This is a genomic window from Streptomyces sp. WY228, from assembly GCF_019287315.1.
Taxonomy (GTDB): Bacteria; Actinomycetota; Actinomycetes; order Streptomycetales; family Streptomycetaceae; genus Streptomyces; species Streptomyces caviscabies.
Genome location: NZ_CP079114.1, coordinates 1242254 through 1262966, shown reverse-complemented (window position 1 = coordinate 1262966; position 20713 = coordinate 1242254). Strand labels below are relative to the sequence as shown.

The window sequence follows — 20713 nt, the reverse complement described above, 5'->3', positions numbered from 1 at the left end:
CATCGGGGGCTGAGGGCTCGGTACGATTCGTCTTGCCTAGGCATGACGAAGTCAGGCAACCCCTTCAGTCAGGAGAGACCGGTGTCAGACGTCCGTGTGATCATCCAACGCGATTCCGAGCGGGAAGAGCACGTGGTGACGACGGGCACGACGGCCGGCGAGCTCTTCCCCGGTCAGCGCACCGTCGTCGCCGCGCGCATCGGCGGCGAGCTGAAGGACCTGTCCTACGTCCTCCAGGACGGCGAGAACGTCGAGCCGGTGGAGATCTCCTCCGAGGACGGCCTCAACATCCTGCGCCACTCCACCGCGCACGTCATGGCCCAGGCCGTGCAGGAGCTCTTCCCCGAGGCGAAGCTCGGCATCGGCCCGCCGGTCAAGGATGGTTTCTACTACGACTTCGACGTCGAGAAGCCGTTCACGCCCGAGGACCTCAAGGCCATCGAGAAGAAGATGCAGGAGATCCAGAAGCGGGGCCAGAAGTTCTCCCGCCGCGTGGTCTCCGACGAGGACGCCCGCGCGGAGCTCGCGAACGAGCCGTACAAGCTGGAGCTCATCGGCATCAAGGGTTCCGCCTCCTCGGACGACGGCGCGGACGTCGAGGTGGGCGGCGGCGAGCTGACCATCTACGACAACCTCGACCCCAAGACCGGTGACCTGTGCTGGAAGGACCTCTGCCGCGGTCCGCACCTGCCCACCACCCGGTTCATCCCGGCGTTCAAGCTGATGCGCAACGCGGCGGCGTACTGGCGCGGCAGCGAGAAGAACCCGATGCTCCAGCGCATCTACGGCACCGCCTGGCCCACCAAGGACGAGCTGAAGGCGCACCTGGAGTTCCTGGAGGAGGCCGCCAAGCGCGACCACCGCAAGCTCGGCAACGAGCTGGACCTCTTCTCCTTCCCCGACGAGATCGGCCCCGGCCTCGCGGTCTTCCACCCCAAGGGCGGCGTCATCCGCCGGGCCATGGAGGACTACTCGCGCCGCCGGCACGAGGAGGAGGGCTACGAGTTCGTCTACTCGCCGCACGCCACCAAGGGCAAGCTCTTCGAGAAGTCCGGCCACCTGGACTGGTACGCCGACGGCATGTACCCGCCCATGCAGCTCGACGACGGGGTGGACTACTACCTCAAGCCGATGAACTGCCCGATGCACAACCTGATCTTCGACGCGCGCGGCCGCTCCTACCGCGAACTGCCGCTGCGCCTGTTCGAGTTCGGCACGGTGTATCGCTACGAGAAGTCGGGCGTCGTGCACGGCCTGACCCGCTCGCGCGGCTTCACGCAGGACGACGCGCACATCTACTGCACCAAGGAGCAGATGGCGGAGGAGCTCGACCGCACGCTCACCTTCGTGCTGAACCTGCTCCGCGACTACGGGCTGACCGACTTCTACCTGGAGCTCTCCACCAAGGACCCGGAGAAGTACGTCGGGTCCGACGAGACCTGGGAAGAGGCCACCGAGACGCTCCGTCAGGTCGCCGAGAAGCAGGGGCTGCCCCTGGTCCCGGACCCGGGCGGCGCCGCGTTCTACGGGCCGAAGATCTCCGTGCAGTGCAAGGACGCCATCGGCCGCACCTGGCAGATGTCGACCGTGCAGCTCGACTTCAACCTGCCGGAGCGCTTCGACCTGGAGTACACCGGCCCGGACGGCTCCAAGCAGCGCCCGGTCATGATCCACCGTGCTCTGTTCGGCTCCATCGAGCGCTTCTTCGCCGTGCTCCTGGAGCACTACGCGGGCGCGTTCCCGGTCTGGCTCGCCCCGGTCCAGGCCGTCGGCATCCCGATCGGCGACGCCCACATCCCGTACCTCCAGGAGTTCGCCGCCAAGGCGCGCAAGCAGGGGCTGCGGGTGGACGTGGACGCGTCGTCGGACCGGATGCAGAAGAAAATCAGGAACCAGCAGAAGAACAAGGTTCCGTTCATGATCATCGCTGGTGACGAGGACATGGCCAACGGTGCCGTCTCCTTCCGCTACCGCGACGGTTCGCAGGAGAACGGCATCCCGGTCGACGAGGCCATCGCCAAGATCGCGAAGGCCGTCGAGGACCGCGTACAGGTCTGAGGCGTTCCCCGTATCGGCGGGGGTGACCCGGACGCGATCGGCCGCACGTGGCCCATGTCGGCCTGCTCCCCGCACAAGCGGGGCTCGGCCCCCGGAGCGCTAACCCCGCTCCGGGGGCCGTTTCTCGTCCTCCCGCGCGAACACCTGGATCAGCCACGACGAGAACGACCCCGTCACCGCGCCGAGCAGCGCCAGACCGCAGGCCATCAGCCCCGCCGCGACCACCCGCCCCCAGAACGTGACCGGGGTGGCGTCCCCGTAACCGACCGTCGTGAGCGTCGCGCACGCCCACCACACCGCGTCGCCGAACGTACGGATGGAGGCGCCGGGGGCCCGGTGCTCCAGGTGGTAGACCGCGAGCGAGGCGGCGAAGCCGAGCAGGACGGCAGTCAGGCCCGCGTACGCCATCACGCGGGCGTACAGGTCGAGCCGCGGCCGCTCACGTCGGCGCTGCACCGCCAGATACACCTGCACCATGCGCAGCGGGCGCAGCAGCGGCAGCAGCAGCACCAGGGTGTCGAGCCAGTGCACACGAACGAAGCGCGAGCCCAGGCCGCTGAGCCGCAGCCGGGTCGCGTAGTCGACGAGGAAGAGCAGCCAGGTCGACCAGACGAGGGTCAGCGCGATGTCGTGCCACGGCTGGGCGTCGTGCGGGGCCAGCACCCGGACCGCGTACCCCGTCAGGAAGAGCAGGCCCGCGGCGAAGAGCGGAACCTCCGTGCGCTGTTCCCAGCGCGTCAGCCGGTCGGGCGCTTCGGAGGCGGGTCGGTCGCTCATCGCCTCAGCATCGCGGGCGGCCGGGCGCAGCGGCCCCGGCGACACGCTCCGCCGGGGTGACGCAATATGCTGATCGGCATGACGAGTGAGCCGGAGCAGCAGATCGGCGTGGGGACGCCCGACGCGTTTCAGCGTCTGTGGACGCCCCATCGGATGGCGTACATCCAGGGTCAGGACAAGCCGACCGGCCCGGGTGCCGAGGACGGCTGTCCGTTCTGTTCGATTCCCGCGAAATCCGACGAGGACGGGCTCGTCGTGGCCCGCGGGGAGCACGTCTACGCGGTGCTGAACCTCTACCCGTACAACGGCGGTCACCTCATGGTCGTCCCCTACCGTCATGTGGCCGACTACACCGAGCTGGACGGGCCGGAGACGGCGGAGCTGGCGGACTTCACCAAGCGGGCGATGGTCGCGCTGCGGGCGGCCTCCGGGGCGCACGGCTTCAACATCGGCATGAACCAGGGCTCGGTGGCTGGCGCCGGGATCGCCGCGCATCTGCACCAGCACCTGGTGCCGCGCTGGGGCGGCGACACCAACTTCATGCCCGTCATCGGCCACACCAAGGTGCTGCCCCAGCTGCTGGGCGACACCCGGGCGATGCTGGCCGCCGCCTGGCCCGCGGCCGTCCAGTAGGACGTCGAACGCGGAGAGCCCCCGCCGTGGCGGGGGCCCTCCGGTGTACGCGCGCCTACGCGTCGTAGACGTCGGCCTTGCGCGGGGCCGCGTCCTGGACGAGACCGCTCAGTATCATCGAGCGGTTGTCGAAGCGCTCCGTGTCGACGCCGTTCTCCGTGAGGACGCGCATCGCCGCCGTGTGGACGGCCCGCAGCACCGGGGTGGCGGCCCGCATCGCGTCGTCCGCCATGAAGCGGTGGTTCCACGGCTTGGCCGCCCACGCGTGCCGCAGTCCGAACGGCTCGGGCAGCACTATCTTCCCGCCCAGGTAGTCCAGCAGCGGCGGATACCAGGTGAGCGGGGCCCGCAGGGCGAGCCGGACGACCTCCTTGGCGTCCACCAGGGCCAGCTGGATGTCCCGGGTCTCCCAGAAGCGGACCGTCTTGTTGACCGTCTTCGTCTTCGCGGCCGGTTTCGTGAGGAACAGACCGTGCACGGGCCCGAGCGCATGGCCGGTGACCTCGATGCGCAGGGTCTCGTGGAGCACGGTGACCGTGATCATCATGGTGATCACCAGCTGGCCGTCCCACAGGGTGAACTGCACGCCCAGATAGTGCCGGTCACCGCTGCCGAACTGCTGGTGGTTGCAGATCCGCTGTATCTCGTGCGGCTTCACCTGGAAGGTGGCGACGTCCTCCCCGTCGGGGCGGGTGACGGAGTCGGCGTTCTCCCCGATGGGCGAGACGATCCAGTGCTTCACGGACGGCTTCGGGAAGCCGCCGGTGTTCAGCGGCCCGCGCTCCAGCATCTTCAGCTGGTCGTGGATGATCCGGATCAGGTCCCAGCTGCGGAACTGGTGGATCTCCTTCGTCGGGTCCTTGGGGATCAGCTCCTCCGCCAGCTGCCAGCTGCCCCAGCGGGTGCCCATGCCGAGGACGCCCTTGGGGCCGGCGTAGAACACGGAGTTCGACTGCTGCTCGGCCGACAGCTTCTCCAGACCCTGGCGCAAGGCCTCGCGCGCGGTCTCGTTGGGGTTCTTCGGCACCGCCTCGGGGATGCTCGCGATCACGCCGGTGCCGGAGAGCAGGCCTTCCCAGCGGGCCCGCAGGTCCTTGGCCGAGGTCTCCGCGATCCGCTTGGCGAGCAGCCAGCCGATCACCGGGGCGACGAGCGCGCCCCGGATGTAGAGCGCGAGCAGCCCGTCCAGCGGGAGCCTGATCATCAGGACCAGCGCGCCGATCCCGAAGGCGGCCAGCAGCACCGTGCCGACCGCGCGGAACGCCGTGTCCTTGGACTTGTTGAGCGCGTCCCGGATCCGGAAGGCGATCACCCAGGCCAGCATGCCGGGCAGGAACAGGACGCCGAACACCACGGTCACCAGGGTGAGCCGGGTGTCGCGGGCCTTGCGCAAATTGTTCGCCGACAGACAGTGCTCCACCACGGTCTGCGGGTCCGTGCCGAAGGACTGGATCAGCGCCTTGCGGGCGCCGCCGAGCATGCGTTCCTGGACGGCACGGGCGAACGCCTCACCGAGATTCGGTTTGAAGTAGTCGGACTTGAAGAGCTTGGAGGAGCCCGGCTTCACCTGCGATGTGTGCCACTCGCTGTTGGCGTCGAGGATCGTCTCCACCGGACTGTCCCGATACGCCGCCGAGGCCAGGGCGTTGGTCGCCACACTCTGGCCGCCCGAGCCCTGGATCGGGATCTGGGCCCCGGGTGAGAAGTCGAATCCGTCGTTGGCCACCTGTCGCCCCCACTCGCCGCACGTCTGCTCCTGCGGTGTGCCCAACTACCGTACGCGGCATACCTTCTGAGCTGCGACCACAGCGTATCGTCCGGATCACTCCACCACCGGTCACCGGCGTGGACGCGGACGGTGTGTGCGACCGTGCGCCGGTCACGCGCCGGGGGCCCAGCCGGGCGCCGGGCCCGCCGGTCGCCGGTCACGCACCGGGTGCCCCGTCCGCCCGCTCCGCGCGGACCCGGTCCGCGAGCTGCGGCGGCATCGCCTCGTGCCGGGCGTACGCACGGTCGAAGCGGCCGGTGCCGTGGGACAGGGAGCGCAGGTCCACCGCGTACCGGCCGACCTCGATCTCCGGCACCTCGGCCCGTACGAGAGTGCGCCCGCCGGGACTCTGTTCGGTGCCCACGACCCGGCCCCGCCGCCCCGACAGGTCGCTCATCACCGGGCCCACGTAGTCGTCCGGAACCAGGACGCTCACCTCGCAGACCGGCTCCAGCAGCTGGATACGGGTGTCGGAGGCGGCCTCCCGCAGCGCGAGCGCCCCGGCGGTCTGGAAGGCGGCGTCCGAGGAGTCCACCGAGTGCGCCTTGCCGTCCAGCAGCGTGACCCGTACGTCGACCAGCGGATGCCCGGCGGCCAGCCCCCGGGCGGCCTGGGCCCGGACGCCCTTCTCCACCGAGGGAATGAACTGACGCGGCACCGAACCGCCGACGACCTTGTCGACGAACTCGATGCCGGAGCCCGGCGGCAGCGGCTCCACCTCGATCTCGCAGATCGCGAACTGCCCGTGCCCGCCCGACTGCTTGACGTGCCGTCCGCGCCCGGCCGCCCGGCCCGCGAACGTCTCGCGCAGCGGCACCCGGTGCGGCTCGGCGTCGACCTGGACGCCGTACCGGCTGCGCAGCCGCTCCAGCGCGACCTCCTGATGGGCCTCGCCCAGGCACCACAGGACGACCTGGCCGGTGTCCGGGTTCTGTTCGAGGCGCAGCGTGGGATCCTCGGCGACCAGCCGGGCCAGGCCCTGCGACAGTTTGTCCTCGTCCGCCTTGCCGTGCGCCCGTACGGCCAGCGGGAGCAGCGGGTCGGGGGTCGTCCAGGGTTCGATCAGGACCAGGTCGTCGGCGGGGGAGAGCGTGTCGCCGGTCTCCGCCTCGCCGAGCCGGGCCACACACGCCAGATCGCCCGCGACACACCGGTCCAGGGCGTGCTGCCGGCGGCCGAACGGCGAGGTGAGCGCCCCGACCCGGATCTCCGCCTCGTGGCAGGGGCGCGGCGCGTGGCCCGTCGCGGTCAGGCCGTGGCCGCACAGATGCACGGCGTCGTCGGGGCGCAGGGTGCCGGAGAAGACGCGGACCAGCGAGACCCGGCCCACGTACGGGTCGGAGGCCGTCTTGACGACCTCGGCGACCAGCGGGCCCCCGGGATCGCAGACCGGCGCGGGGCGCGGCGCGCCCGACGGAGTGGTGACGGCGGGCGGGGTGCGCTCCAGCGGGGTGGGGAAGCCGCGGGTGATCAGCTCCAGCAGCTCCACCGTGCCGATGCCCTGACGGGCTCCGTCGGCCGCCGGGGCCGCGGTGAGGACCGGGTGGAAGGAGCCCCGGGCCACGGCCCGTTCCAGATCGGCGATCAGCGTCGCGACGTCGATGTCCTCGCCGTCGAGATAGCGGTCCATCAGGGACTCGTCCTCGCTCTCGGCGATGATCCCCTCGATCAGCCGCTCCCGGGCCTCGCGCAGCGGCTCCTCCTGGTCGGGCGCGGGCGGCAGCTCGGCGCGCTCGCCCGACGAGTAGTCGAGGATCCGCCGGCTCAGCAGCCCGGTGAGGCCGGTGAGCGGGGCGTGCCCGTCGGCGCCCTCGGGGCCGAGCACCGGCAGGTACAGCGGCAGTACGGCGTCGGGGTCGTCGCCCCCGAAGGCCTCGGCGCAGATCCGGTTCATCTCCCGGTAGGAGGTGCGGGCGGTGTCCAGATGGGTCACGACGATGGCGCGCGGCATGCCTACGAGCGCGCACTCCTCCCAGGCGGCTCGGGTGGTCGCGGCCACGGACGAGGCGTCCTGGGCCGCCGAGACGACGAAGAGGGCCGCGTCCGCCGCGCGCAGACCGGCCCGCAGCTCGCCGACGAAGTCCGCGTAACCGGGGGTGTCCAGCAGATTGATCTTGCAGCCTTCCCAGGCCACCGGAACCAGTGAGAGCTGCACGGAACGCCGTCGGCGCTGCTCGATCTCGTCGTAGTCGGAGACGGTCGCCCCGTCCTCGACCCGCCCGGCCCGGTTCACGGCCCCCGCCGTCAGGGCCAGCGCCTCGACCAGCGTGGTCTTGCCCGAGCCGCTGGGGCCGACCAGCACCACGTTCCGTACGGCGGCGGGGTGGTCGGCCGTCGGTGCTCCTCCGGCGGCTCCGGAATGTGCGTGTGCCTTGTCGCCCATGGTGCGTGCCTCCCGGTCGATGGCGCGGTGCGGGGGAGGGCGACCGCGCGCGGAGCAGCGGTGGTCACGGGCACGGGGAGGCCGCCGCGGCGGCTTCGGCGACGCCCGCGGTCCTTCGAGCTTGGCACCGGAGCGGGGCCCCGTCCATACGTCGCGCACCGGCGCCGAGGGGCCGGGCGGCAGCCGGTGTGACACCCGGCGGCGGGTGCCCGTCCGGTGTGAGGCACCGGTGGTGACTACGATGGGCCAGCCGGTGGCCGTAGGGGCCCTCCGGCGAACCGAACCCTCGGGAAGGCCATGCTGAACAAGTACGCGCGTGCATTCTTCACGCGTGTCCTCACACCGTTCGCCGCTCTGCTGCTCCGCCTCGGGGTCAGCCCCGACGCGGTCACTCTCATCGGCACGGCCGGAGTGATGGCAGGTGCGCTGGTCTTTTTCCCGATGGGGGAGTTCTTCTGGGGCACGATCGTCATCACGATCTTCGTCTTCTCCGACCTCGTCGACGGCAACATGGCGCGGCAGGCCGGGATCTCCAGCCGGTGGGGCGCGTTCCTCGACTCGACGCTGGACCGGGTCGCCGACGGGGCGATCTTCGCCGGCTTCGCCCTCTGGTACGCGGGCAGCGGTGACGACAACATCCTGTGCGCCGTCGCGATCTTCTGCCTGGCCAGCGGCCAGGTGGTCTCGTACACCAAGGCGCGCGGCGAGTCGATCGGCCTGCCGGTGGCGGTCAACGGCCTCGTGGAGCGCGCCGAGCGTCTGGTCATCTCGCTGGTCGCCGCCGGTCTCGCCGGACTGCACACATTCGGAGTCCCCGGTATCGACGTCCTGCTGCCGATCGCGCTGTGGATCGTCGCCGCGGGCAGCCTCGTGACGCTGATCCAGCGCGTGGTGACCGTACGCCGCGAATCCGCCGAGGCGGACGCCGCGGAGGCCGCCGCCGGTCCGGCGGGAGCGGACGCCGCCGGGCGGGGGAGCGAGGCCGACCGGTGAGCGCCGGCGCGTCCGACCTGAGGGGCCGGATCACCGACGGGCTGTACGGACTGGGCTGGGGCGCCGTCAAGAAGCTGCCCGAGCCCGCCGCCGCCCGCCTCTTCCGCACCATCGCGGACCAGACGTGGAAGCGGCGCGGCAAGAGCGTGCTGCGCCTGGAGTCGAACCTCGCCCGGGTCGTCCCCGACGCGGGCCCGGAGCGGCTGGCCGAGCTGTCCCGGGCCGGGATGCGCTCCTACATGCGCTACTGGATGGAGTCCTTCCGGCTGCCGACCTGGACGCCGGAGCGCATCAAGGCGAGCATCGACGTCAAGGACGCCCATCTGCTGACCGAGGGCCTGGACGCCGGGAACGGCGTGATCATCGCCCTGCCCCACCTGGGCAACTGGGACCTCGCGGGCGCCTGGGTCACCACCGACCTCAAGGTCCCCTTCACCACCGTCGCCGAACGGCTGGAGCCCGCCACGCTCTACGACCGGTTCGTCGCCTACCGCGAGGGCCTGGGCATGGAGGTCCTGCCGCACAGCGGCGGCGCCGCCTTCGGCACCCTGGCCCGGCGGCTGCGCGCGGGCGGCCTGGTCTGCCTGGTGGCCGACCGGGACCTGTCCGCCTCCGGCGTCGAGGTGTCGTTCTTCGGCGCCACCGCACGGATGCCCGCGGGCCCGGCGCTGCTCGCCCAGCAGACGGGCGCGCTGCTGCTGCCGGTCACCCTCTGGTACGACGGCACGCCGGTGATGGGCGCATGCGTCCACCCGGCGGTCGAGGAACCGGAGGAGGGCACCCGCGCCGAGAAGACCTCCGTCATGACCCAGGCCCTGGCCGACGCCTTCGCCGGCGGCATCGCCGAGCACCCGGAGGACTGGCACATGCTCCAGCGGCTCTGGCTGGACGACCTGGACCCCCGGGGGGAACCCACGTGAAGATCGGCATCGTCTGCCCGTACTCCTGGGACGTACCGGGCGGCGTGCAGTTCCACATCCGGGACCTCGCCGAACACCTGATCCGGCTCGGCCACGAGGTCTCCGTGCTGGCCCCCGCCGACGACGAGACCCCGCTGCCTCGTTACGTCGTCTCGGCGGGCCGGGCCGTCCCGGTCCCGTACAACGGCTCCGTCGCCCGGCTGAACTTCGGCTTCCTGTCGGCGGCCCGGGTGCGCCGCTGGCTGCACGACGGCACGTTCGACGTGATCCACATCCATGAGCCGACCTCGCCGTCGCTGGGCCTGCTGGCCTGCTGGGCGGCGCAGGGGCCGATCGTGGCCACCTTCCACACCTCCAACCCGCGCTCCCGGGCGATGATCGCCGCGTATCCGATCCTCCAGCCCGCGCTGGAGAAGATCAGCGCGCGGATCGCGGTCAGCGAGTACGCCCGGCGCACGCTGGTCGAACACCTCGGCGGGGACGCCGTCGTCATCCCGAACGGCGTCGACGTCGGCTTCTTCGCCGAAGCCGAGCCGAAGGCCGAATGGCAGGGCCAGACCCTCGGCTTCATCGGCCGCATCGACGAACCCCGCAAGGGCCTGCCCGTCCTGATGAAGGCGCTGCCCGCGATCCTCGCCGCCCGCCCCGGGGCCCGGCTGCTGGTCGCCGGGCGGGGCGACGAGGAGGAGGCGGTGGCCTCGCTGCCGAAGGAGCTGCGCGAGCGCGTCGAGTTCCTCGGCATGGTCAGCGACGAGGACAAGGCCCGGCTGCTGCGCAGCGTCGATGTGTACGTGGCCCCGAACACCGGCGGCGAGAGCTTCGGCATCATCCTGGTCGAGGCGCTGTCGGCCGGTGCGCCCGTCCTCGCCAGCGACCTGGACGCCTTCGCGCAGGTCCTGGACCAGGGCGCGGCCGGTGACCTGTTCGCCAACGAGGACGCCGACGCGCTGGCCGCCGCCGCGATCCGGCTGCTGGGCGACCCGGAGCGCCGGAAGGGGCTGCGCGAGCGCGGCGAGGCCCACGTACGGCGGTTCGACTGGGCGACGGTGGGGGCCGACATCCTCGCGGTGTACGAGACGGTGACCGACGGGGCCGCCTCGGTCGCCGCGGACGAACGCTCCGGGCTGCGGGCCCGGTTCGGGCTGGCCCGGGACTGAGCCCGGGCGGCCGCGGCCGACGGTGACGCGGCCCGGGCCCCGGTCCGCGGCCCCGGGGCCTCCTGGTGAACCGGGGGCGGTCGGCGACGGTAGCGTGTGGGCCCGTGACCGTAACCCTCATCGTCTGGATCGTCCTCGCGCTCATCGCGATCGGCGTGTACCTCAGCTGGACCGCCGGCCGGCTCGACCGCCTGCACTCCCGGATCGACGCCGCCCGCGCCGCCCTCGACGCCCAACTGCTGCGCCGCGCCTCGGTCACCCAGGAGCTGGCCACCTCCGGCGTCCTGGACCCGGCCGCCTCGATCGTCCTGTACGAGGCCGCGCACGCCGCCCGGCAGTCCGAGGAGGACCACCGCGAGGTCGCCGAGAGCGAGCTGAGCACCGCCCTGCGCGCCGTCTTCGGCGAACCGGCCCAGGTCGACGCGGTGAAGGAGATCCCCGGCGGCGAGGAGGCCGCCACCGAACTGGCCGCCGCCGTACGCCGCGTACCCATGGCCCGGCGCTTCCACAACGACGCCGTGCGCGCCGCCCGCGCGCTGCGCCGGCACCGTACCGTCCGGCTCTTCCGGCTCGCCGGGCACGCACCCTTCCCGCTGGCCTTCGAGATGGACGACGCCCCGCCGGTGGCCCTCGCGGACCGCCCGGGCACCTGAGTCCGGGGGGCGGGCCCGGGGCGGGTCCGAAGGCGGGCCCGGCGGTGGATCCGGGGCCAAAACGATCCACGGCCTGTTCATTGGCCCTTGCTGTGGACCGGTCCCGCGGCGTTTGCTCGGCGATGCAGCATCCAGCGTCTTTCACCGAGTGAGGTCCCGTGTCCACGCTTCCCAGCACCCCGCAGTCCGCCGAGTCCCCCGCCACCGGCACCGCCCGCGTCAAGCGCGGCATGGCCGAGCAGCTCAAGGGCGGCGTGATCATGGACGTCGTCGACGCCGAGCAGGCGAAGATCGCCGAGGACGCGGGCGCCGTGGCCGTCATGGCCCTGGAGCGGGTCCCCGCCGACATCCGCAAGGACGGCGGCGTGGCCCGGATGTCCGACCCCAACATGATCGAGGAGATCATCGGGGCCGTCTCCATCCCCGTCATGGCCAAGTCCCGCATCGGCCACTTCGTCGAGGCCCAGGTGCTCCAGTCCCTCGGCGTCGACTACATCGACGAGTCCGAGGTCCTCACCCCGGCCGACGAGGTCAACCACAGCGACAAGTTCGCCTTCACCACCCCCTTCGTCTGCGGCGCCACCAACCTGGGCGAGGCCCTGCGCCGGATCGCCGAGGGCGCGGCCATGATCCGCTCGAAGGGCGAGGCCGGCACCGGCAACGTCGTCGAGGCCGTCCGCCACCTGCGCCAGATCAAGAACGAGATCGCCCGGCTGCGCGGCTTCGACAACAACGAGCTGTACGCCGCCGCCAAGGACCTCCGTGCCCCGTACGAGCTGGTCAAGGAGGTCGCCGAGCTCGGCAAGCTGCCCGTCGTGCTGTTCTCCGCCGGTGGCGTCGCCACCCCGGCCGACGCCGCGCTGATGCGCCAGCTCGGCGCCGAGGGCGTCTTCGTCGGCTCCGGCATCTTCAAGTCCGGCGACCCGGCCAAGCGCGCCGCCGCCATCGTGAAGGCCACCACCTTCTACGACGACCCGAAGGTCATCGCGGACGCCTCCCGCAACCTGGGCGAGGCCATGGTCGGCATCAACTGCGACACGCTGCCCGAGTCCGAGCGCTACGCCAACCGCGGCTGGTAACCACTGATGAGCGACACCCCCCTGATCGGCGTCCTGGCTCTCCAGGGTGACGTACGGGAGCATCTGATCGCCCTGGCCTCGGCTGACGCCGTGGCCAGGCCGGTCCGGCGCCCCGAGGAACTCGCCGAGGTGGACGGCCTGGTCATCCCGGGCGGCGAGTCCACCACCATGTCCAAGCTGGCCGTGCTCTTCGGCATGATGGAGCCGCTGCGCGAGCGGGTCCGGGCCGGGATGCCGGTCTACGGCACCTGCGCCGGAATGATCCTGCTGGCCGAGAAGATCCTCGACCCCCGCTCGGGCCAGGAGACCGTCGGCGGCATCGACATGATCGTGCGGCGCAACGCCTTCGGCCGGCAGAACGAGTCGTTCGAGGCCGCGGTCGAGGTCGACGGCGTCGGCGGCGGTCCGGTGGACGGCGTCTTCATCCGGGCGCCCTGGGTCGAGTCGGTGGGGGCCGAGGCCGAGGTCATCGCCGAACACGGCGGGCACATCGTGGCCGTCCGGCAGAAAAACGCCCTCGCCACCTCGTTCCATCCCGAACTGACCGGCGATCATCGCGTACATGCTCTGTTCGTGGACATGGTGCGCGCAGTGAACTGAGCGGACCCCGGTAGGATCTCTCGGGTTCGACTCGATTTTGGTGACGCGAAGGAGAAGGCAGATGTCCGGCCACTCTAAATGGGCTACGACGAAGCACAAGAAGGCCGTGATTGACGCCAAGCGCGGCAAGCTCTTCGCGAAGCTGATCAAGAACATCGAGGTCGCGGCCCGCTCCGGCGGCGTCGACCCCGACGGCAACCCCACGCTCGTCGACGCCATCCAGAAGGCGAAGAAGAGCTCCGTCCCGAACAAGAACATCGAGTCCGCCGTCAAGCGCGGCGGCGGTCTCGAAGCGGGCGGCGCCGACTACGAGACGATCATGTACGAGGGTTACGGCCCCAACGGTGTCGCGGTGCTCATCGAGTGCCTCACCGACAACCGCAACCGCGCCGCTTCCGACGTACGTGTCGCGATGACCCGGAACGGCGGCTCGATGGCCGACCCGGGTTCCGTCTCGTACCTGTTCAACCGCAAGGGCGTCGTGATCGTGCCCAAGGGCGAGCTGACCGAGGACGACGTCCTCGGCGCGGTCCTCGACGCGGGCGCCGAGGAGGTCAACGACCTCGGCGAGACCTTCGAGGTGGTCAGCGAGGCCACCGACATGGTCGCGGTGCGCACCGCGCTCCAGGAGGCGGGCATCGACTACGACTCCGCCGAGGCCAACTTCCTGCCGACCATGCAGGTCGAGCTGGACGAAGAGGGCGCCCGCAAGATCTTCAAGCTCATCGACGCGCTGGAGGACAGCGACGACGTGCAGAACGTCTTCGCCAACTTCGACGTGTCCGACGAGGTCATGGAGAAGGTCGACGCCTGACGGCACGGCCGGCACGGCTTCACACGACGGGCCGACGGGGCACTCCCCGTCGGCCCGTCGTCCTGTGGTTACGACGGTTTGTCAGTGCGAGCCGATAGCCTGCGGGAACAGATGATCGAGCGGGCGCGGCGAGCGTCGCGGACAGGGGGAGCTCCATGCGGGTTCTGGGTGTCGACCCGGGGCTGACCCGGTGCGGTGTCGGCGTGGTCGAAGGGGTCGCGGGCCGCCCGCTGACCATGCTCGGCGTCGGCGTCGTGCGCACCCCGGCCGACGCGGAGCTCGGCGACCGGCTCGTCGCCGTCGAGCGCGGCATCGAGCAGTGGCTCGACGAACACTCCCCGGACCGTGTGGCCGTCGAGCGCGTCTTCGCCCAGCACAACGTCCGTACGGTGATGGGCACCGCCCAGGCCAGCGCCATCGCCATGCTCTGCGCCGCCCGCCGCGGCATCCCGGTCGCCCTGCACACCCCCAGCGAGGTCAAGGCGGCCGTCACCGGATCCGGCCGCGCCGACAAGGCCCAGGTCGGCGCGATGGTGACCCGGCTGCTGCGGCTGGACGCACCGCCCAAGCCCGCCGACGCCGCCGACGCCCTCGCGCTCGCCATCTGCCACATCTGGCGGGCGCCCGCGCAGAACCGCCTCCAGCAGGCGGTCGCCGCGCACCGCACCCAGGCCGCACCCGGCGCCTCCCGTACGCCCGGCGCCCCGCGCCCGACCGGCACCTCCCGCACGCTGAAAGGCCGCACCGCATGATCGCCTTCGTCTCCGGCCCGGTGGCCGCACTCGCCCCGACCACGGCCGTCATCGAGGTCGGCGGCATCGGCATGGCCGTCCAGTGCACCCCGCACACCCTCGCCGATCTGCGGGTCGGCAAGGAGGCCCGGCTCGCCACCTCGCTGGTCGTCCGCGAGGACTCGCTCACGCTCTACGGCTTCGCCGACGACGACGAGCGGCAGGTGTTCGAGCTGCTCCAGACCGCCAGCGGCGTCGGCCCCCGCCTCGCCCAGGCGATGCTCGCCACCCACAGCCCCGACGCCCTGCGGCTCGCGGTCTCCACCGGCGACGAGAAGGCGCTCACCGCCGTCTCCGGCATCGGCAAGAAGGGCGCCCAGAAGCTGCTCCTGGAGCTCAAGGACCGGCTCGGCGAACCGGTCGGCGCGCACATCGGCCAGCAGGGCATCGGCACCCCCGTCACCTCCGGCTGGCGCGACCAGCTCCAGGCCGCCCTGATCGGCCTCGGCTACGCGAGCCGCGAGGCCGACGAAGCCGTCAACGCCGTCGCCCCGCAGGCCGAGGCCGCCGTCGCCGAAGGCGCCGCACCCCCCGTGCCGCAGCTGCTGCGGGCCGCCCTGCAGACTCTCAACCGCGCCCGCTGACCGGCACCGAACCACCGAAGAGGCCCTTGATGAACTGGGACGAGACCGGACCCGAGACCGACGAGCCCACCGGCCCGGTCCTCGACGACCGGCTGGTCGACGCCGACGCGGACGGTGAGGACACCGCGGTCGAGGCGGCCCTGCGCCCCAAGGACCTGGAGGAGTTCGTCGGCCAGGAGAAGGTCCGCGAACAGCTCGATCTGGTCCTCAAGGCCGCCCGCGCCCGCGGCGCCACCGCCGACCACGTGCTGCTCTCCGGCGCCCCCGGCCTCGGCAAGACCACCCTCTCGATGATCATCGCCGCCGAGATGAACGCCCCGATCCGCATCACCTCGGGCCCCGCCATCCAGCACGCCGGCGACCTCGCGGCGATCCTCTCCTCCCTCCAGGAGGGCGAGGTCCTCTTCCTCGACGAGATCCACCGCATGTCCCGGCCCGCCGAGGAGATGCTCTACATGGCGATGGAGGACTTCCGCGTCGACGTCATCGTCGGCAAGGGCCCCGGCGCCACCGCGATCCCGCTGGAGCTGCCCCCCTTCACCCTGGTCGGGGCCACCACCCGGGCCGGACTGCTGCCGCCCCCGCTGCGCGACCGCTTCGGCTTCACCGGGCACATGGAGTTCTACGCCCCCGCCGAGCTGGAGCGCGTCATCCACCGCTCCGCCCGCCTCCTCGACGTCGAGATCGACGTGGAGGGCGCCGCCGAGATCGCCGGACGCTCCCGCGGCACCCCCCGTATCGCCAACCGCCTGCTGCGCCGGGTCCGCGACTACGCCCAGGTCAAGGCGGAGGGAGCGATCGACCGTGAGATCGCCGCGGCCGCCCTCAAGGTGTACGAGGTTGACGCCCGCGGACTCGATCGGCTGGACCGTGCCGTCCTCGGCGCGCTGCTGAAGCTCTTCGGCGGCGGCCCGGTCGGCCTGTCCACCCTGGCGGTCGCCGTGGGGGAGGAGCGGGAGACCGTCGAGGAGGTCGCCGAGCCCTTCCTCGTACGGGAAGGACTGCTGGCCAGGACGCCGCGCGGCCGGGTCGCGACCCCCGCTGCCTGGGCGCATCTGGGCCTGGTCCCGCCGCAGCACGGAGCAAAGGGACAACAGGGTCTGTTCGGGGCGTGATGCGTCACAGGTTCGCGTGTACAGGAACCACGGTGTCATGCTGGGCGTTGTTCCATCGATGCGGACTCGCTTAGACTCCGCCGACGCCGCCCTTACCGGTCGGTGTACCCACCCCCGTATATACAGGCCGCATTCCAGCGCGGTCGTGCGAAGGAATTCCCGTCCCGTGGATCTCTTGACTCTCCTCCCCTTCATCGTGCTCATCGGGGCCATGTTCCTGATGACCCGCTCCGCCAAGAAGAAGCAGGCGGCCGCCGCGCAGATGCGCAATGACATGCAGCCCGGTACCGGCGTCCGGACGATCGGGGGCATGTACGCGACCGTCAAGGAAGTCCACGACGACACCGTTCTCCTCGAGGTCGCCCCCGGCGTGCACGCCATCTACGCGAAGAACGCCATCGGCGCCGTCCTGGACGACGCGGAGTACAACCGCATCGTGCACGGCGACGACCCGGAGCTGGACGCGGAGGGCACGGTCGTTCCCGACGACGCCTCCTCGCTGACCGGTGAGCCCGACGCCGACGCCGCCGAGGTCGCCAAGATCGACCTGGGCAAGGACGACGCGGCCGACGACGCCGAGACCGAGGACGCGCCCGCCAAGGACGCCGCCGCCAAGGACGTCAAGGACGCCAAGGGCGAGAGCAAGACCGACGGCGAGGCCGACTCCAAGTAGTTTCACGATCCCGGGGACGTCGCGCGCCCACCGGCGCGCGGCGTCCCCGGGACCGTGCGGTCGTCTGCGGGGGGCAGGGTCCCCACTACACTTCGTGGCCGCTCGGGCGCGTACCCGGCGCGGGGCGGTTGGACAGGGAGAAACGAGAAGGTGGCAGCACCCAAGAAGGGCCGAGGGCCGTCCGGCGGTCATGGCAGGCCGGGGCGTGCCCTGGCTCTGATCCTCATCGCCATGGTCGCGCTCACCGGCGGGTTGTTCCTGTCCGGGCACACCACGCCCCGGCTGGGCATCGACCTGGCCGGCGGGACGTCGATCACGCTGGAAGCGCAGAACCAGCCCGGCAAGCCGAACGCGATCAACCAGACCAACATGGACACCGCTGTCGGGATCATCGAGCGGCGTGTCAATGGTCTGGGCGTCTCCGAGGCAGAGGTACAGACCCAGGGCTCGAAGAACATCATCGTCAACATCCCCAAGGGGACGAACTCCAAGCAGGCCCAGGAGCAGGTCGGCACCACCGCCCAGCTCTACTTCCGGCCTGTTCTGACGGTGCAGGCGAGCGGCCCGGAGGCGCCCACGCCCTCCGGTTCGGCGACGCCCTCGGGCAGCGCCACCCCGAAGCCCGGCGAGTCCGCCGAGGGTGAGGACAAGGCCAAGGGCGAGGACAAGCCCGAGGGCGAGGAGGCCACCGGCACGGAGGCCACGCCCTCGGCGAGCGCCACCACCCAGGGCCGCGCGGTCACCGGCGCCCTGAAGAAGGACGACCCGACCCCCGGCGCCTCCGACAAGCCGAAGCCGTCCGATTCCCCCGAGGCCTCGCCCTCCGCGGACCCGGCGACGGCCAAGCTTCAGGAGGAGTTCGCCAAGCTCGACTGCACCGACCCCAAGCAGCGGACCGACGCGGGCAAGAACGCCAAGCCCACCGACACGATCGTCGCCTGCGGTTCGAACGTCCCGGGCAGCTACGAGAAGTACATCCTCGGCCCGGCCGAGGTCTCCGGCAGCGACGTCGACGACGCCAAGGGCGCCATCGAGCAGCAGACCGGCGAGTGGATCGTGTCGATGGAGTTCACCTCCAAGGGCGCGAAGAAGTTCCAGACGATCACCAGCCGGCTCTCGCAGCAGCAGCCGCCGATGAACCAGTTCGCCATCGTCCTCGACGGCGAGGTCGTCTCCGCCCCCTCGGTGCGCACGGCGCTCAGCAAGAACGCCCAGATCTCCGGCAGCTTCACCCAGCAGTCGGCCGAGGACCTCGGCAACATCCTGTCCTACGGCGCGCTGCCGCTGACCTTCAAGGAGGTCAGCGTCACCACGGTGACCGCGGCGCTCGGCAGCGAGCAGCTCCAGGCGGGCCTGATCGCCGGTGCGATCGGTCTGGCGCTGGTCATCATCTACCTGGTCGTCTACTACCGGGGCCTCGCGTTCATCGCCCTGCTCAGCCTGCTGGTCTCCGGCATCCTGACGTACACGATCATGGCTTTGCTGGGCCCGGCCATCGGCTTCGCGCTGAACCTCCCAGCGGTCTGCGGCGCCATCGTCGCCATCGGCATCACGGCGGACTCCTTCATCGTCTACTTCGAACGCGTCAGAGACGAGATCCGCGAAGGGCGCACGCTGCGACCGGCCATCGAGCGCGCCTGGCCGCGCGCCCGGCGCACCATCCTGGTCTCCGACTTCGTGTCGTTCCTGGCCGCCGCGGTGCTCTTCATCGTGACCGTCGGCAAGGTGCAGGGCTTCGCCTTCACGCTCGGCCTCACCACGCTGCTCGACGTCGTCGTGGTGTTCCTCTTCACCAAGCCCCTGATGACGCTCATGGGCCGGACGAAGTTCTTCTCCAGTGGCGGTCCGTGGTCCGGGCTGGACCCGAAGCGGCTCGGCGCCCAGCCGCCGTTGCGCCGCTCGCGCCGTGTCAACGCCCCCACCGAACCGAAGGAGGCGTGAGATGTCGCGACTCGGCAATCTCGGCGCCCGGCTCTACCGCGGTGAGGTCGGTTACGACTTCATCCGCAACCGCAAGATCTGGTACGGCATCTCGATCCTGATCACCATCACGGCCATCATCGGCGTGGCGGTCGGCGGCCTCCGCATGGGCATCGAGTTCAAGGGCGGCGCGGTCTTCACGACCGACACCAAGGCCCAGATCTCGACCTCGCAGGCCACGGACGTGGCGACCGAGGCCTCCGGGCACCAGGCCATCGTCCAGGAGCTCGGCAACGGCGGTCTGCGCATCCAGATCACCGAGGTCGACACCGCCAAGGCCAACGAGATCAAGGAGACCCTCTCCGACGAGCTCGGCATCCCGGCCAACGACATCAACGCGGACCTGGTCGGCCCCAGCTGGGGTGAGCAGATCGCCAACAAGGCGTGGACCGGCCTCGGGGTCTTCATGATCCTGGTGGTGATCTATCTGGCCATCGCCTTCGAGTGGCGGATGGCCGTCGCCGCCCTCATCGCGCTGATCCACGACATCACCATCACGGTCGGCGTCTACGCCCTGGTCGGCTTCGAGGTCACCCCGGGCACGGTGATCGGTCTGCTGACCATTCTCGGTTACTCCCTGTACGACACGGTGGTGGTCTTCGACTCCCTCAAGGAGGGCCAGAAGGACATCACCAAGCAGACCCGCTTCACGTACAGCGAGATCGCCAACCGGTCGATCAACAGCACCCTGGTCCGTTCCATCAACACCACCGTGGTGGCGCTCCTGCCGGTGGCCGGTCTGCTGTTCATCGGCGGCGGTGTCCTCGGCGCGGGCATGCTGAACGACATCTCGCTGTCGCTGTTCGTCGGTCTCGCGGCCGGCGCCTACTCCTCGATCTTCATCGCCACGCCGCTCGTCGCCGACCTCAAGGAACGCGACCCGCAGATGAAGGCGCTGAAGAAGCGCGTCCTGGCCAAGCGGGCCGCCGCGGCCGCCAAGGGCGAGTCCCCCGAGGACGACGGCTTCCAGGACGCGCCCGACAGCGCCGAGACGGCGGGCACGGCGATCGGCCGCCCCCGGTCGCACCGCACCCCCGGGAAGCGCTGAGCGATGACGAGCACCACCGAATCCACCAGGGAGCTGCTGCTCAGCCGGATCCGCGATGTCGCGGACTACCCGAAGCCGGGCGTGATGTTCAAGGACATCACCCCGCTGCTCGCGGACCCGGTGGCCTTCACGGCGCTCACCGACGTCCTCGCGGAGCTGTGCGTACGGCACGGCGCCACGAAGATCGTCGGCCTGGAGGCCCGCGGCTTCATCCTGGCCGCGCCCGTCGCGGTCCGGGCGGGCATCGGCTTCATCCCGGTCCGCAAGGCCGGGAAGCTCCCCGGGGCCACGCTGAGCCAGTCCTACGAGCTGGAGTACGGCAGCGCGGAGATCGAGATCCACGCCGAGGACCTCGACGCCGGGGACCGGATCATGGTCATCGACGACGTCCTCGCCACCGGTGGCACCGCCGAGGCCTCGCTGGAGCTCATCCGGCGGGCCGGCGCCCAGGTCGCGGGCGTCGCGGTCCTCATGGAGCTCGGCTTCCTCGAAGGCCGGGCCCGTCTGGCGCCCGGTCTCGCCGGGGCGCCGCTGGAGGCCCTGATCACGGTCTGAGCCACCGGCGACCGTCCGGCGACGGACATCGGGCACGAGGGATGGGCATCCGGGAACACCGGGTGCCCATCCCTCGTTGTGCAGGCTCCCACCGTCCCCGGGCGAGGTCCCGCCGGGGGATCGATACCATGG

19 protein-coding genes are annotated in these 20713 nt (G+C 71.1%); 16 read left to right on the top strand and 3 right to left on the bottom strand.

The genetic code is table 11. From position 1 onward, the window contains the following. The first annotated feature begins 81 nt into the window (after positions 1 to 81). The gene (gene thrS, locus KV381_RS05165; RefSeq protein WP_218784746.1) at positions 82 to 2058 is read left to right on the top strand and encodes a threonine--tRNA ligase; all 1977 of its coding nucleotides are present in this window, start codon (positions 82 to 84) and stop codon (positions 2056 to 2058) included. 99 nt (positions 2059 to 2157) lie between these two features. Here thrS and KV381_RS05160 read toward each other — a convergent pair whose 3' ends face one another. Beyond that, positions 2158 to 2835, bottom strand: a complete 678-nt coding sequence (locus tag KV381_RS05160; RefSeq protein ID WP_030085901.1) for a potassium channel family protein — start codon at positions 2833 to 2835, stop codon at positions 2158 to 2160. 66 nt (positions 2836 to 2901) lie between these two features. On the opposite strand from KV381_RS05160, the gene KV381_RS05155 reads away from it, so the two are divergent. Next, entirely contained in the window at positions 2902 to 3468 is a 567-nt protein-coding gene (locus KV381_RS05155; protein ID WP_030085903.1) for an HIT domain-containing protein, read from the top strand. A gap of 55 nt (positions 3469 to 3523) precedes the next feature. On the opposite strand, the gene KV381_RS05150 is transcribed toward KV381_RS05155, so the two are convergent. Together KV381_RS05150 and KV381_RS05145 are read right to left on the bottom strand one after the other, a co-directional pair. Next, the gene (locus KV381_RS05150; RefSeq protein ID WP_103536707.1) at positions 3524 to 5194 is read right to left on the bottom strand and encodes a hypothetical protein; all 1671 of its coding nucleotides are present in this window, start codon (positions 5192 to 5194) and stop codon (positions 3524 to 3526) included. Between the two features lie 199 nt (positions 5195 to 5393). Beyond that, a complete protein-coding gene (locus KV381_RS05145; protein ID WP_218784744.1) occupies positions 5394 to 7619 on the bottom strand; it encodes an elongation factor G-like protein EF-G2 in 2226 nt (741 codons plus the stop codon). 297 nt (positions 7620 to 7916) lie between these two features. Here KV381_RS05145 and pgsA point away from each other — a divergent pair, with 297 nt between their 5' ends. From pgsA to KV381_RS05075, 14 genes are all read left to right on the top strand, one after another. Then, entirely contained in the window at positions 7917 to 8612 is a 696-nt protein-coding gene (gene pgsA, locus KV381_RS05140) for a phosphatidylinositol phosphate synthase (protein WP_086778122.1), read from the top strand. Then, on the top strand, positions 8609 to 9532 hold the full coding sequence (locus KV381_RS05135) for a phosphatidylinositol mannoside acyltransferase (protein ID WP_218784742.1): 924 nt from the start codon (positions 8609 to 8611) through the stop codon (positions 9530 to 9532). The genes pgsA and KV381_RS05135 overlap by 4 nt, the downstream gene beginning before the upstream one ends. Further along, the gene (locus tag KV381_RS05130; protein WP_218784740.1) at positions 9529 to 10689 is read left to right on the top strand and encodes a glycosyltransferase family 4 protein; all 1161 of its coding nucleotides are present in this window, start codon (positions 9529 to 9531) and stop codon (positions 10687 to 10689) included. The genes KV381_RS05135 and KV381_RS05130 overlap by 4 nt, the downstream gene beginning before the upstream one ends. A gap of 104 nt (positions 10690 to 10793) precedes the next feature. Further along, complete coding sequence (locus KV381_RS05125) at positions 10794 to 11342, top strand: hypothetical protein (protein ID WP_030085915.1); 549 nt, start codon at positions 10794 to 10796, stop codon at positions 11340 to 11342. 158 nt (positions 11343 to 11500) lie between these two features. Next, complete coding sequence (pdxS, locus tag KV381_RS05120) at positions 11501 to 12421, top strand: pyridoxal 5'-phosphate synthase lyase subunit PdxS (RefSeq protein WP_003970325.1); 921 nt, start codon at positions 11501 to 11503, stop codon at positions 12419 to 12421. A gap of 6 nt (positions 12422 to 12427) precedes the next feature. Continuing rightward, positions 12428 to 13021, top strand: coding sequence for a pyridoxal 5'-phosphate synthase glutaminase subunit PdxT (pdxT, locus tag KV381_RS05115; RefSeq protein ID WP_030085917.1), 594 nt, complete (start codon positions 12428 to 12430; stop codon positions 13019 to 13021). A gap of 61 nt (positions 13022 to 13082) precedes the next feature. Next, complete coding sequence (locus KV381_RS05110) at positions 13083 to 13835, top strand: YebC/PmpR family DNA-binding transcriptional regulator (protein WP_030085918.1); 753 nt, start codon at positions 13083 to 13085, stop codon at positions 13833 to 13835. A gap of 155 nt (positions 13836 to 13990) precedes the next feature. After that, a complete protein-coding gene (gene ruvC, locus KV381_RS05105) occupies positions 13991 to 14587 on the top strand; it encodes a crossover junction endodeoxyribonuclease RuvC (protein WP_030633292.1) in 597 nt (198 codons plus the stop codon). Continuing rightward, entirely contained in the window at positions 14584 to 15210 is a 627-nt protein-coding gene (ruvA, locus tag KV381_RS05100) for a Holliday junction branch migration protein RuvA (protein ID WP_030633289.1), read from the top strand. Before ruvC ends, ruvA begins: the two co-directional genes overlap by 4 nt. Positions 15211 to 15239: 29 nt before the next feature. After that, on the top strand, positions 15240 to 16325 hold the full coding sequence (gene ruvB / locus KV381_RS05095) for a Holliday junction branch migration DNA helicase RuvB (protein WP_030633286.1): 1086 nt from the start codon (positions 15240 to 15242) through the stop codon (positions 16323 to 16325). A gap of 166 nt (positions 16326 to 16491) precedes the next feature. Next, on the top strand, positions 16492 to 16998 hold the full coding sequence (gene yajC / locus KV381_RS05090) for a preprotein translocase subunit YajC (RefSeq protein ID WP_030085926.1): 507 nt from the start codon (positions 16492 to 16494) through the stop codon (positions 16996 to 16998). Positions 16999 to 17148: 150 nt separating this feature from the next. Further along, the gene (gene secD / locus KV381_RS05085) at positions 17149 to 18939 is read left to right on the top strand and encodes a protein translocase subunit SecD (protein WP_030633283.1); all 1791 of its coding nucleotides are present in this window, start codon (positions 17149 to 17151) and stop codon (positions 18937 to 18939) included. Position 18940: 1 nt separating this feature from the next. After that, complete coding sequence (gene secF, locus KV381_RS05080) at positions 18941 to 20026, top strand: protein translocase subunit SecF (RefSeq protein ID WP_030085930.1); 1086 nt, start codon at positions 18941 to 18943, stop codon at positions 20024 to 20026. Between the two features lie 3 nt (positions 20027 to 20029). Next, positions 20030 to 20581 (top strand): adenine phosphoribosyltransferase, encoded by a 552-nt coding sequence (locus tag KV381_RS05075; RefSeq protein ID WP_218784738.1) that lies wholly within the window; start codon positions 20030 to 20032, stop codon positions 20579 to 20581. The last annotated feature ends 132 nt before the right edge of the window (positions 20582 to 20713 follow it).

Coding starts and splice junctions, on each gene's coding strand:
- KV381_RS05155 (WP_030085903.1), top strand. CDS start 2,902: ATGCTGATCGGCATGACGAGTGAGCCGGAGCAGCAGATCGGCGTGGGG.
- pgsA (WP_086778122.1), top strand. CDS start 7,917: ATGCTGAACAAGTACGCGCGTGCATTCTTCACGCGTGTCCTCACACCG.
- ruvC (WP_030633292.1), top strand. CDS start 13,991: ATGCGGGTTCTGGGTGTCGACCCGGGGCTGACCCGGTGCGGTGTCGGC.
- KV381_RS05075 (WP_218784738.1), top strand. CDS start 20,030: ATGACGAGCACCACCGAATCCACCAGGGAGCTGCTGCTCAGCCGGATC.
- ruvB (WP_030633286.1), top strand. CDS start 15,240: ATGAACTGGGACGAGACCGGACCCGAGACCGACGAGCCCACCGGCCCG.
- KV381_RS05145 (WP_218784744.1), bottom strand. CDS start 7,619: ATGGGCGACAAGGCACACGCACATTCCGGAGCCGCCGGAGGAGCACCG.
- KV381_RS05110 (WP_030085918.1), top strand. CDS start 13,083: ATGTCCGGCCACTCTAAATGGGCTACGACGAAGCACAAGAAGGCCGTG.
- secF (WP_030085930.1), top strand. CDS start 18,941: ATGTCGCGACTCGGCAATCTCGGCGCCCGGCTCTACCGCGGTGAGGTC.
- KV381_RS05160 (WP_030085901.1), bottom strand. CDS start 2,835: ATGAGCGACCGACCCGCCTCCGAAGCGCCCGACCGGCTGACGCGCTGG.
- pdxT (WP_030085917.1), top strand. CDS start 12,428: ATGAGCGACACCCCCCTGATCGGCGTCCTGGCTCTCCAGGGTGACGTA.
- ruvA (WP_030633289.1), top strand. CDS start 14,584: ATGATCGCCTTCGTCTCCGGCCCGGTGGCCGCACTCGCCCCGACCACG.